General features: G+C 75.9%; 2 protein-coding genes and 3 pseudogenes. All 5 read right to left on the bottom strand.

Annotated features, from left to right (window positions below; genetic code table 11):
* Positions 1 to 24: 24 nt before the first annotated feature.
* Entirely contained in the window at positions 25 to 6162 is a 6138-nt protein-coding gene (locus Sfulv_RS28250) for a non-ribosomal peptide synthetase (RefSeq protein ID WP_256669165.1), read from the bottom strand.
* A gap of 53 nt (positions 6163 to 6215) precedes the next feature.
* A pseudogene (locus Sfulv_RS30925) lies at positions 6216 to 6404 on the bottom strand (condensation domain-containing protein); the annotation flags it as partial.
* A 14-nt stretch (positions 6405 to 6418) separates the two neighbouring features.
* Entirely contained in the window at positions 6419 to 7237 is an 819-nt protein-coding gene (locus tag Sfulv_RS30920; protein ID WP_178134763.1) for a phosphopantetheine-binding protein, read from the bottom strand.
* A gap of 350 nt (positions 7238 to 7587) precedes the next feature.
* Positions 7588 to 8013, bottom strand: a pseudogene (locus tag Sfulv_RS31750) (class I SAM-dependent methyltransferase); the annotation flags it as partial.
* Between the two features lie 237 nt (positions 8014 to 8250).
* Positions 8251 to 12764: pseudogene (locus Sfulv_RS31745) on the bottom strand (amino acid adenylation domain-containing protein); the annotation flags it as partial.
* Positions 12765 to 12843: the final 79 nt, after the last annotated feature.

Below are 12843 nucleotides of genomic sequence, written 5' to 3'. Positions count from 1 at the left end.
GCTGAGCAAGGGAGAGGGGAAGCATCACAAGTCCTCCGACCGCGACATCCGTCGCAACGCTGGGCGGGTGTCAGGGCGGGCGGTCCGCAGCCGGGCCGCCAGCGCGGCTACCGTTCGCGCTTCGAACACGGTCCGTACGTCCAGTTCTTCGGCGAGTTCGGCCCGGATGCGGTTGACCAGCCGGGTGGCGAGCAGGGAGTGGCCGCCGAGTGCGAAGAAGTCGTCCTCGGCCCCGACCTCGGGCAGGCCCAGGACGTCGGCGTAGATCCGGCACAGGGTCCGCTCGCGCTCGTCGCTCGGCGGGCGGCCGCCCGCCGAGCGGTGGGCGGGGGCGGGGAGCGCGCGCCGGTCGAGCTTGCCGTGGGGCGTGGTGGGCAGTTCGTCGAGGACCACGACGGCGGAGGGCACCATGTAGTCGGGCAGGATGCGGGCCACCGCGCCGCGCAGTGCGTCCTCGTGCGGGCGGGCTCCCGCCGCCGGGACCACGTAGCCGGTCAGCCGCCGGTCGCCCGGACGGTCCTCCCGTACGACGGCGACGGCGCGGGCGACCGACTCCTCGGCGGCCAGGGCGCGCGCCACCTCGGGGAGTTCTATCCGGAAGCCCCGCAGCTTCACCTGCTCGTCCGTTCGACCCACGTACTCCAGTTCGCCACCGGGCAGGCGGCGGACGAGGTCGCCGGTGCGGTACATCCGCTCCCCCGGCTCCCCGAAGGGGCAGGCCACGAACCGCTCGGCGGTCAGGGCGCGCCGGCCCAGGTAGCCGCGGGCCACTCCGGGCCCGGCGACGTACAGCTCCCCGGCCACGCCCGGGGGCGCGGGTGCCAGTCCCGTGTCGAGCACCATCGCGCGGACGTCGGCGAACGGGCGGCCGATCGGCACCGGACCGTCCGGCACCGGGTCGCCGGGGGCGATGCGGTGCTCGGCGCAGTTGACGGTCAGCTCCGTGGGGCCGTAGGCGTTGACGACCTCGGCGTGCGGGTGGGCGGCCCGCCAGTCGCGCAGGGCCCGCCCGTCGAGCGCTTCACCGCCCAGTACCAGGGTGCCGTTCTCCCCCAGCAGTCCGGGACGCCGGTCAAGGAGCGGCAGGTGGGACGGCGTCGCCTTGACGAAGCCCACCGGGTGGGCGTCCGCCGCCCGGTCCACCTCCCCCAGCACGACGCAGCCGCCCGAGGCGAGGGGGGTGAACAGGGCGGTGGCGCTGAGGTCGAAGGTCAGCGGCGAGTGGAGCAGGGCCGTTCCCGCGGCGTCCGGGTAGCGGTGGACGGCCCCTTCCACGTAGTGCGCCAGTGCCCGCCGCTCCACGCCCACGCCCTTGGGGTGCCCGGTGGAGCCGGAGGTGTAGATGACGTACGCGAGCGAGCGCGGGTGGAACCGCCCGGCGGGAAGGGCGGGGCCGCCGGTGGCGCGGAAGGCCGGGTCCGCGAGGCCGAGGACCTCGGTGTCCGGTCCGCAGGAGGGGCCGAAGGCGGTCCGGGCGGCGCCGGTGTCCCCTGCCGCCAGGAGCAGGCGCACCCCGGCGTCGGCGGTCACCCGCCGCCGCCGTTCGAGCGGCCACGACTCGTCGATCGGGAGGTAGGCGGCGCCGGACTTGAGCACCCCGAGGAGTGCGGCCACCACGTCGGGATCGCGCGGGGCGACGACCGCGACCACGTCCTCCGGCCCGATGGAGCGCCCGAGGAGCACGCGGGCCACCGCGTCCGCCTTCCGGTCCAGCTCGGCGTAGGTCAGCCGGCCGCCGTCCCACCGCAGGGCGGGGGCGTCGGGGGCGGTCGCCGCCCACCGCTCGAAGCGGGCGAGCGGTTCGTCCGTGCCTTCCGCCGTGCCCGGTCCGCGGCTGTGCTCCCGCTCGCGCCGCGCCTCGCCGGGCAGGAGCACGTCCACCCGCCCCACGGGGGTGGCGGGGGCGGCGAGCACTTGGTCCAGCACCCGCAGCAGCCGGTCCACGAGCCGCTGCGCAGTCGCGCGGTCGAAGAGGTCGGCGCTGTAGGTGAGGACTCCGGGCATGTCGCCGCCGTCCGGTCCGCTCGGGGCCAGCACGAAGGACAGGTCGACCTTCGCGCCGTCGCGCCGGGTGCGGACCGCTTCGGCGCGCAGTCCGGGCAGTCCGTCCACCGGCGCCGCCGCCTCGTCGAGGTTCTGCAGGACGAGGGAGACCTGGAAGAGGGGGTGGCGGGCCAGGGAGCGCTCGGGGGCGAGCACCTCCACCAGCCGTTCGAAGGGCACGTCCTGGTGGGCGTAGGCGTCCAGGGCGGTGGCGCGGACCCGGCCCAGGAGTTGTGCGAAGGTGGGCGAGCCGCTCAGGTCCGTGCGCAGGACCAGGGTGTTGACGAAGAGTCCGACGACCCCCTCCACCGCGCTGTCGGTGCGCCCGGCGACCGGGGTGCCCAGCGGGATGTCCGCACCCGCCCCCAGGCGGTGCAGCAGGACCGCCAGCGCGGCCTGGAGGACCATGAAGGGCGTGGCGCCGGTGGTTCCCGCCAGCTCCCTGATCCGTGCGGCCGCGGCAGCGGGGACGGTGAAGTCGACGTCCTCGCCCCGGTGGGAGGAGGCGGCCGGGCGCGGCCGGTCGGCCGGCAGGGCGATCTCCTGCGGCAGGCCGGCCAACTGCCGCCGCCAGTGGGCGAGCTGGCCGTCGAGCGGGCCGTCGGCCGCGTCGGGGCCGCCGAGCACCCGGTGCTGCCACAGGGTGTGGTCGACGTAGTCGACGGGGGTCGGGGCGGGCGCGAAGTCCTCGCCGCGCACGCGGGCGGCGTAGCCGGCGGCCACGTCCCGCGCGATGATCCGCAGCGACCATCCGTCGGCCGCGATGTGGTGCACTACCAGCAGGAACAGGTGTTCTTCCGGCTCCTGGCCCGCGTGCGGGTCGGCCGGGTCCGCGGACCGGGTGAAGAGCCTGCACCGCAGGGGCGGTCCGGCCGTCAGGTCGAAGGGCTTGGCCACCGCCTCCTCCGCCGCCCGCAGCGGGTCCTCGACCGGCTCCGGGGCCAGGGTGATCAGCCGGGCGGCCGCCGAGGCGTCCTGGACGACCTGGCAGGGGCCCTCGGCGTCCTCGTCGAAGACCGTGCGCAGGCTTCCGTGCCGGGCGACCGCGTCGGCGATCGCGCCGCGCAGCGCGGCCGTGTCGAGGCGTCCGGTGAGGCGGAGCGCGAGCGGGACGTGGTAGGCGGCGCTGTCGCCCTGGAGGCGGTGGAGGAACCACAGCCGCCGCTGGGCAAACGAGAGGGGGATGCGGTCGGGCCGCTCGTGCAGGCGGGAGACCGGCGGCCGGGCCGCCCCGGCACGGGCGATCCTGGCGTACAGGGCGGCCACCGTGGGGTGTTCGAAGAGGTCCCGCACCGCCAGTTCGGCTCCCAGAGTGGTGCGCACCCTGCTGACCAGGCGGGTGGCGAGCAGCGAGTGGCCGCCCAGTGCGAAGAAGTCGTCGTCGATGCCGGCCGGGCGTACTCCGAGCACATCGGCGAACAGGCCGAGCAGGATCGTCTCGTGCGGGCCTCGGGGGGCGCGCGCCCGCGTGGCGTCGCTCCGGTCCGGCGGGGGCGGCAGCGCGGCACGGTCCCGTTTGCCGTTGACGGTCAGCGGCAGCTCGTCAAGGACCACCAGCGCCGAGGGCACCATGTAAGGGGGCGCTTTGCGTCGTACGTGGTCCAGGACCGCGGCCGTGTCGGGCGTCGTTCCGCGGGGGACGACGTAGCCCACCAGGCGCGGTCCCGCGGGTCCGCCGTCGTGCACGGCGGCTGCCGCCTGTCCGACCTCCGGGTGGGAGGCCAGCACGGCCTCCACCTCTCCCAGCTCGACCCGGTGGCCGCGCACCTTCACCTGGCCGTCGGCCCGGCCGACCAGGTCGATCTCCCCGTCGGGGCGGAGCCGCCCGAGGTCGCCGCTGCGGTACATGCGGGCGCCCGGTGCGCCGAAGGGGTCGGCGACGTAGCGTTCGGCGGTCGTGTCCGGGCTCTGCCAGTAGCCGCGGGTGACGTGGTCCCCGGCGATGTACAGCTCCCCCACGACTCCGTCCGGCACGGGGCGGAGCCAGGGGTCGAGGATGTGGATGCGCACGCCGGGCAGCGGGTGACCGATGGGGGGCGCGCCGTCCTCGGTCTCGTCGAGGAACCGGGCGGTGACGAAGACGGTCGTCTCGGTCGGGCCGTAGAGGTTGGCCACGCGTGCCCGCGGGAACGCGGCGCGCAGGGCGTCGCCCAGCGCGGCGGGGAAGGGTTCTCCGGCGCAGAGGAAGGTGTCGACGGCGAGCGGCTCGCCGCGCTCCAGGAGCGCCTGCAGGGCCGAGGGGACGGCGTTCAGGAGGGAGGGTTCGCCGTCGGTCCTGTCAGCGACGGCCAGGGTGTTCTCCACGATCTCGATGCGGCCGCCCATGAGCAGCGGGACGAGGGTGTCGAAGACCGACACGTCGAAGCTCTCCGAGGTGGCGGCCACGGTCCGGTGCAGCCGGTCGGCGCCGAGGCCGGTGGCGGCCCAGGACAGCAGGGCGTTCACCTGGGCGTGTTCGACCGCGACCCCCTTGGGCCGGCCGCTGGAGCCGGAGGTGTGGAGGATGTAGGCGAGGTGGCCCGGCAGCAGCGGCCCGGCCCGTTCGGCGTCGGTCGGTGCGGCCGGGTCGTACGGGGCCAGGAGTGCTTCGGTCAGGACGACGCGCTCGACGCCGCCCGGTGCGGTCTCGGGTCGGTCGTGCGCCCCGGGGTCGGTGCGCCGGGTCCGGGCGGCCTCGGCGTCGGGGTCGGTGAGGAGGCAGACCGGCGCGGTCTCGCGGAGGATGTGGGCGGCGCGCTCCTGCGGCAGCGCGGCGCCCACCGGGACGTAGCAGCCGCCCGCCTTGAGGATGCCGAGGACAGCGACGGGCAGCCAGGCGTTCCGGGAGACGGTGAGGGCGACCCGGCTCTCGGGTCCGCACCCTCGCTCCAGGAGCAGGCGCGCCAGCCGGTTCGCGCGGGCGTCGAGTTCGGCGTAGGTCAGCTCCTGGCCGCCGGCGAGGACGGCGGGGGCCGCGGGGGCCGCGCGCGCCCGCGCCTCGAACGCGTCCACGATCGTGGTCGGGGTGGGCTGCGGTGCGGCGCGGTGTGCAGGCGGGCGCACCGCCCGTTCCGTCGCGGGGGTGGCGGCGAGCGCGGCGGTCGGGGTGGCGGGGGCGCTGTGGATGGCCGTCAGGGCGCGTTCCATCAGGTCCGCCGCGTGGCGCGCGGTGACGCGGTCCACGGCGTCGGGGCGGTGGTCCAGGCGCAGGCGGAGCGCCGGGCCGGGGAGCGCGTAGAGGGAGAGGGGGAAGTGTGTGGTGGTGCGGCCGGAGCCTCCCTCGACGCGCAGGCCCGCGTGGTCAAAGGAGCTGACGGCGGCGAGGTCGTCGGCGGGGTAGTTCTCGAACGCGGTGGAGGTGTCGAAGAGCACGGTCCGGTCGGACCAGCGCTGGATGTCGGAGAGCCTGACGTGCTGGTGCTCCATGAGGGCGGTCTGCTCGCGCTGGAGCCGGACGACGAGGTCGCCGACCGGCTCGCCCGGCCGCATCCGCACGCGCGTCGGCACGGTGTTGATGAAGAAACCGACCATCTCCTCGGCGCCGGGCAGCTCCGGCGGGCGCCCCGAGACCGTCGTCCCGAAGACGACGTCGTCGCGGCCGGTGAGGCGGCCGATCACCGTCGCCCAGGCGGCCTGCACCGCCGAGTTGACCGTCACGCCGTGGGTCCGCGCCCACGCGCCGAGGGCGCGGGTGTCCCGCTCGCCGAGCCGCGTCCACACCGACCTGGGCAGCGGTCCGTTGCGGTCGGCGTCCGGGGCGATCAGGGTGGGTCCGGGCAGCCCCGCCAGCGCCTGCCGCCAGGCGCGGGCGCTCTGCTCGGGCGGGCGGCGGGCCAGCCAGTCGAGGTGGTCGCGGTGCGGGCGGACGGGCGGGAGCGCGGAGGAGTCGCCGCCGCTGCCGTAGAGCGCCACCAGTTCCCGCATCAGGATGGGCATGGACCAGCCGTCGAGGATGAGGTGGTGGTAGGTCACGGCCAACTGATGGCGGTCCTCGCCGGTCCTGGCCAGCAGGAAGCGCAGCAGGGGTGGCCGGCCGAGGTCGAAACCGGTGCGGTGGTGCTCGTCCAGGAGCGCCTCCAGGTGCTTGTCCGCCTCCGCCGGGCTCCCCACGGGCCGCAGGTCCAGCTCCTGCCAGGGCACCGCGGGACGGGTGGCGACCAGTTGGAACCACTCCCCGAGCGCCGCTGGCGGAAGGCCGAGCGCAGCGCCGGGTGGCGTGCCACCAGCGCCTGGGCGGCCCGTCGCAGCCGGTCGGCGTCCAGCTCCCCGGAGAGGGTCAGAACCAGTCGGCTGACGTAGGCGTCGGGGGCGTTCTCGTCGAAGACCGCGTGGAAGAGCAGCCCCTCCTGGAGCGGGGTGACCGCGAGGACCTCCTCGACCATGCGCTGCGGACCGCTCACTGCATCTCCTCCCAATCCGCGCCGAGCTCGTCCTCCAGCTCGGCGAGTTCATCGGCGCTGATGGGCCGGGGGGCGGTGGCGCCGGGGTCCGGCGGGCCGCCGGTCGGCTCGCCCTCCGGTTCCCTGCCTTCCAGGGCCGCCGCGAGCGCGGCCGCGGTGTGGTGCTCGAAGACGTCGCGGGTGGTCAGCGGCAGCCCGTGTTCGCGGGCGCGGCTGACGAGCCGGACGGACAGGACGCTGTCGCCGCCCAGGCCGAAGAAGCTGTCCTGGACTCCGACCCGGCCCAGGCCCAGCAGGTCGGCGAAGAGCGTGCACAGCAGCTTCTCCCGGGGCGTGCGCGGCGGGCGGCTGCCGGCCGTGCCCGCCGGGTCGGGGTCGGGCAGCGCGGTCCGGTCCACCTTCCCGTTGGCGGTCAGCGGGAGGGCGTCGAGGATGACGACGGCCGAGGGGACCATGTAGTCCGGCAGCCGTTCGGCCAGGTGGGAGCGGAGTGCGGCGGCCAGTTCGCGGTGGTGGGATGCGGCGGACGGGTCGTTCGTTTCCGGCCGGTCCGCGTCCGGCTCGCCGGGCCACAGCTCGGCCGGTGGTGCCACCGGCGCCGCGGCGTTGCCGTCCGCCGGGGCCAGCACCAGGTCCACGGTGTCCGGCGGGCCCTCGGCCGACCAGGTCACCCAGGCGGTGCGTCCGGCCGCGGCCGCGGCGTCGTACAGGTCGTCCGGATCCACTCCGTCGGCGGGGCCCTCCAGCAGCCGCCGCACCGCGGTGACCGGGCGCCCGTCCTCCAGGGCGGCGAGGGCGGCGGTCTCGCGCCGCACGCGGGCGTTGGGGATCGCGGTGACGCGCAGCGCGCCGGGGTGCGCCGCGCAGATCTCGGCGAGCCGCGTCCCGTCGCCGTCCTCCGGCGCCCAGCGCAGCTCGGTGGCCGGGGGCGCGGCGGGGGCGCGGTTCCGGCCCCCGGTTTGGCCAGCAGGACGTCGTAGCGGTAGCGGGTCAGCTCGTTGTACGGCCTTCCGCGCCGGACGCGCACGTCCAGGAGGAGCGGTTCGCCGGCCTCCCGCCGTAGCCGCGCGAAGTAGTCGGGGGCGATGACGAGTTCGTTCTCCGCGGCGGTCCTGCGGCCGGCGGCGGCCAGTACCGCGACGGGGGTTTCGGAGACGGCGGCGTTGCCGGTCTCCACCGAGGCGCGGAAGGCTCGCAGCAGCGCCAGGCTGCGGACGTCGCCGACGAAGAGCCGTCCGCCGGGGGCGAGCAGGTCGAGCGCGCCGCGCAGCACGCGGGTGAGGTAGTCGGCGTCGGGGAAGTACTGGACGACGGAGTTGAGCACGACGGTGTCGTAGAAGCCCCGGCGCAGACCGCTGAAGTCGTGGGCCGGGCGGACGTGCAGCTCGACCTTCTCCTTCAGCGCGGGTTCCGCGGCGACCTGCTCGCGCAGCGTCTCGATCGCCCGTGCGGACAGGTCGGTCCCGTGGTACGCGGTGCAGTCCTCCGCCAGTTCCGACAGCAGCAGCCCGGTGCCGACCCCGATCTCCAGCAGCCGCGCGGGCCGCAGCGCCCGGATGCGGTCCACCGTGGCCGCCCGCCACTGGAGCATCTCGTCCAGGGGGATGGGCTGCCCGTCGTCACTGCTCCGCCAGATCCCGAAGTCCTGGCCGAGGGGGGCGGGCGCCGAGCCGCCGTAGAGGGTGTCGTACGCCTCCCGCCACTCGTCGAGCCGGTTCTGCTCCTGGCTGTCGTCGGGGGCGGCGCGGTGGGACTCGGGGACCACGTAGGCCACCAGTCGCCGCGGGGCCGGGTCGCCCGCGCGGTCGCCCGGCACGGGGGCCGCGCCGGGGGCGGCGCGGGCAACCACGACGGCCCCGGCCACGTGCGGGTGCGCGCCGAGGGCCGTCTCGATCTCGCCCAGCTCGATACGGAAGCCCCTGACCTTGACCTGGTGGTCGGTGCGTCCGAGGAATTCCAGCTCCCCGTCCGCGCGGCGGCGGGCCAGGTCGCCCGTGCGGTACATCCGGCTGCCCGGCGCGCCGAAGGGGTCGGCGGTGAAGCGCTCCGCGGTCAGGCCGCCGCGACCCAGGTAGCCGCGGGCCACGCCGGCGCCGGCCAGGTACAGCTCGCCGGGTACGCCTTCGGGGCGCGGGTTCAGCCACTCGTCCAGCACGTAGGCACGGGTGGCGCGCAGCGCCCGGCCGATGGGCGGGGCGCTCCCGGTGACCCGGTCGAGGTGGGCTGCGGTGGACCAGATGGTGGTCTCGGTGGGCCCGTAGACGTTGACGAGTTCGCCGCCCAGGTCGCGCAGTCGGGAGGCCAGGGAGGCGGGGAGGGCTTCGCCGCCCACCAGCTTGCGCAGCCCGCGCAGGGCGTCGGGGGCGGTCTCGGCCAGCAACTGCCAGGTGGTCGGGGTGGCCTGGAGGATCGTGGCACCGCTCGCGGTGAGCAGCGCGGCCAGCGCCTCGGGGTCCCGTGCGGCATCGCGGTCGGCCAGGACCAGTCCGGCGCCGCTGACCAGCGGAAGGAAGAGTTCCAGTGCGGCGATGTCGAAGCTGACCGTGGTGACCGCCACCAGCCGGTCGTCGGCGGTGGGGCGCAGCCGGTCCCGCATGTCGGCCAGGAGGTTGGCGAGGTTGCCGCGGCTGACGACGACGCCCTTGGGGCGTCCGGTGGAGCCCGAGGTGTGCAGGACGTACGCGGCCTGGTCGGGCAGCGCGGCGAAGACCTCGGGCACGGGTCCGGCGCCGTGTGCGGCGTCGGCCGCGACGAGGACGGCTCCGCCGACGGCGGTCACGGCCTCGGTGATCGCGGGGCGGCAGTCCGCCGTGGTGAGCAGCGCGGCCGGGCGGGTGTCGGCCAGGATGGCGGCGATGCGCTCGTCCGGGTACTCCGGGTCCAGCGGTACGTAGGCGGCGCCGGCCCGCAGGACGCCGAGCAGGGCGACCACCAGGTCGGCGGTGCGCGGCAGGCACACCGCGACCCGGCTCTCGGGGCCGGCGCCGTGCCCGGCGAGGGCGGCCGCGACCCGGCAGGACCGCTCGTCGAGCTGGGCGTAGGTGAGACTGTCCCCGCCGCTGCGGACCGCCACCGCGTCCGGCGTCCCGGCGGCGCGGGCGCGGAAGAGGCCGATCAGGTCCTCGGCCGGGCCCGCGGCGGCGGCGTCCCATTCGGCCGCGAGTCCGCCGCGTTCGGCCGCGTTGAGCACGGGCATCCGGCTGAGCCGTGTCGTGGGCTCCTCGACGGCGGCCAGGAGCAGCTCGTGGTAGCGCTCCGTCAGTCGGGCGACGGTGCGGGCGTCGAAGAGGTCGGTGGCGTACTCGACCGCGCCCTCGACGGCGGTCGCGCCGTCGTCCTCGTTCCGGGACTCGACGAGGTTGACGAAGAGGTCGTACTTGGCCGCCGCCTGGGCGGGGCGTTCGACGGTGACCTCAAGGCCGGGCATGACGGCCTCGCCGTGCTCGTTGTTCTGGAGGGCCAGCAACACCTGGAAGACGGGGTGCCGGGCGAGGGATCGGGTGGGGTTGAGCGCCTCCACCAGTTGCTCGAACGGTATGTCCTGGTGGGCGAAGGCGGACAGGTCGGCGTCCCGGACGCGGTCGAGCAGTTCCTCGAAGGTGGGGTCGCCGCCGAGGTCGGTGCGGAGCGCCAGGGTGTTGACGAAGAAGCCGACGAGGTCGTCGGCCGCCTCGTCGCCGCGGCCGGCGACCGGGGTGCCGAGGACGATGTCCCGTCCGGCCCCCAGTGTGGCGAACAGCGCGGCGAGACCGGCCTGCAGGGCCATGAACAGGGTCGCCTGCCGGGAGTGCGCCAGGGCGCGCAGCCGGTCGCGCAGCGGGGCGGGCAGGGTGAAGCGGTGGATCGCGCCGCGGTGGCTCTCCATGGCGGGGCGCGGCCGGTCGGTGGGCAGCTCGATCTGTTCCGGCGCGCCGTCCAGCGCGTCGCGCCAGTAGGCGAGTTGGCGGGCGAAGAGGCTGTCGGGGTCGTCCGCCGCGCCGAGCAGCTCCTGCTTCCAGAGGGTGTAGTCGGCGTACTGCACCGGCAGGGGCCGCCACTGGGGGCGCGGCCCTCCCGCCGTGCGGTGTAGGCGGTGCTCAGGTCGCGGGCGAGCGGGGCCAGGGACCAGCCGTCGCCGGCGATGTGGTGGAGGACGAGGGAGAGTACGTGGTCGTCGGGCCCGGTGCGCAGCAGTACGGCCCGCAGCGGAAGGTCCTCGGTGAGCGTGAACGCGTGTCCGCGCGCGTCGGCGAGGGCGGCGGGCAGCTCCTTCTCGGTGACGTCCACGACGTCGAGGGCGGGCGCGGCCTGTTCGGGCGCGACCACGTGCTGGTGGGGGGCGCCGTTCTCGGCCGGGAAGACGGTGCGCAGTGCCTCGTGCCGGCCCACCACGTCGGCCAGGGCGGTGCGCAGGGCGCCGACGTCGAGGGGGCCGCGCAGCCGCAGGGCGAGCGGGATGTTGTAGGTGGCGCTCGGTCCTTCCAGTTCTCCGAGGAACCACAGCCTGCGCTGGGCGGAGGAGAGCGGGAGGCGGTCCGGCCGCCGTCGCGGGAGGAGGGGGGGCCGTCCGGTCCCGGCCGCGTCCAGCCGTCGGGACAGCGCGGCGGGCGTGGGCGCCTCGAAGAGCGTGCGGATGCCGATCTCCACGCCGAGCGCCGACCTGATCCGGCTGATGAGCCGGACCGCCGACAGGGAGTGGCCGCCCAGGGCGAAGAAGTCGGCGTCGCGGCTGACCTCCTGGACGCCGAGGACGGCGGCGAAGGCGGCGCAGAGCGCTTCCTCGCGCGGTCCGGCCGGGGCGCCGCCGGTGGCCCACGCCGCCCGGTCGGGGGCGGGCAGCGCCGCCCGGTCGAGCTTGCCGTTGGAGGTCAGCGGCAGGGCGGGCAGCAGCACCACGGCGGCGGGGACCATGTAGCCGGGCAGGGCGTCGGCCAGGTGGGCGCGCACCTCGTGCGGGTCGGGGTCGACGTCGGCCGCCGGCACTGCGTAGCAGACCAGGTACCGGTCGTCCGGGCCTTCGCCGAGCACGGCGGCCGCCGCCTGGGCGATGCCCGGGTGACGGCGGGCGGCGGCTTCGATCTCGCCGGGCTCGATGCGGTAGCCGCGCAGTTTGACCTGGGAGTCGGACCGGCCGACGTAGTGGAGGCCGCCGTCCTGGGTGCGCCGGACGAGGTCGCCGGTCCGGTACATCCGGCCACCGGTGTCGAACGGGTCGGCGACGAAGCGGGTGGCGCTCAGGCCGGGGCGGCGGCGGTATCCGCGGGCCAGGCCGGGGCCGGCGACGTACAGCTCGCCGACGACGCCCGTCGGCACGGGGAGCAGCCCCTGGTCGAGCACGTACGCGCGCAGGTCGTTCAGGGGCGTGCCGATCGGGCTGCCGCCGCGCTCCACGGCGGCGTCGTCCAGCTCCAGGTGGGTGACGTGGACGGTCGTCTCGGTGATCCCGTACATGTTGACCAGGCGGACCGGGCGGCCTCGCCAGGGGGCGAGTTGGGCGGGGTCCAGCGCTTCCCCGCCGAAGACGACGTACCGCAGGGCGGCGGTGGTCCGCGGGGGGACGCCGAGGTCGGACTCCGCCCGCAGGAGCTGGAGGAAGGCGGAGGGCGTCTGGCTGAGCACCGTGACGCGCTCGCGGCCCAGCAGCTCCAGGAGGTCGCCGGGGGATCTGGCCACGTCCTGCGGGACGACGACCAGCCGGCCGCCGTGCGCCAGGGGCCCCCACATCTCCCACACCGAGAAGTCGAAGGCGCTGGAGTGGAAGAGCGTCCAGACGTCGTCGGGCCCGAAGTCCACGGCCGCGCGGCAGGCGGCCAGCAGCCGTGAGACGTTGGCGTGGCTGACGACCACGCCCTTGGGCCGCCCGGTCGATCCGGAGGTGTAGATGGTGTAGGCCGGGTGGTCGGGGAGCAGGGGGGCCCGGCGGTCGGCGTCGGTGACCGGAGCGGCCGAGAGGTCGCCCGCCGCGCCGCCGGCCGGGGACGCGTCGAGCAGGAGCCACGGGACCCCGCCGACCGCCTCGCCCACCGTGCCGTGCAGGGCCTCGCGGACGGCGGTCGTGGAGAGAACGGCGACCGGCTGGCAGTCGTGGAGGATGTACGAGGTGCGCTCGGCCGGGTGGTCGGGGTCGACGGCGAGGTAGGCGGCGCCCGACTTCAGCACGGCGAGCACGGCCACCACCAGGTCCGCTGAGCGGGGCACCGCCAGGGCGACGAAGTCCTCCGGTCCCACTCCGAGTCCGAGCAGGGCGCGGGCCAGGCGGTTGGACCGGGCGTCGAGTTCCGCGTAGTCCAGGGTCGTCCCGCCGTCAGTGAGGGCGGGGACGGAGGGCGCGCGACCGGCGGAGGCGGCGAACAGGGCGGGCAGGTGGGCGACAGCGGTGGCGGCCCGCGCCCGTGCGGCGGCGTCGGCCTCGGCAAGGCGCCGGCGCTCCTCGGCGGTGGTG

This window comes from Streptomyces fulvorobeus, assembly GCF_013167895.1.
In the GTDB taxonomy this organism is placed as follows: domain Bacteria; phylum Actinomycetota; class Actinomycetes; order Streptomycetales; family Streptomycetaceae; genus Streptomyces; species Streptomyces fulvorobeus.
Note: the sequence above shows the minus strand (reverse complement) of the source record. Positions and strands in the feature narration are given on the sequence as shown.